1 rRNA gene is annotated in these 378 nt (G+C 41.0%); it reads right to left on the reverse strand.

From position 1 onward, the window contains the following. Positions 1-185 precede the first annotated feature (185 nt). Positions 186-300: ribosomal RNA gene (gene rrf, locus CWB78_RS18250) — 5S ribosomal RNA — on the reverse strand. Between the last annotated feature and the right edge of the window lie 78 nt (positions 301-378).

The following is a 378-nucleotide window of genomic DNA, read 5'->3' on the forward strand; positions in this document are numbered from 1 at the left end:
TCCCACAGCGGTATAAAGTCACATAACAAATGCCACACTATCATTGTATCGGGGCGGCCTTGTGCGGGGCTCGCCTTCGAGCTGTTTTGTTTGACTACTGAGTTTGGCATGGGTTCTTGGCTATTTACTAAACCCCAGATAGCAAAAAACCCGTTACATTGCTGTAACGGGTTTCTTTAATTGGATCCTGGTAATGTCCTACTTTCACATAACAAATGCTACACTATCATCGGCGCTGTTTCGTTTCACTACTGAGTTCGGCATGGAGTCAGGTGGGTCCAAAACGCTATTGTCACCAAGAAAATTCTTTTCAATTTTCTTATTATTAATTTTTTTAAATTTAAAGTCTTTCGACTAAATTTGGAGCCTGGTAATGTC

This window comes from Pseudoalteromonas sp. S1612, assembly GCF_005887175.1.
Classification (GTDB): Bacteria; Pseudomonadota; Gammaproteobacteria; order Enterobacterales; family Alteromonadaceae; genus Pseudoalteromonas; species Pseudoalteromonas undina.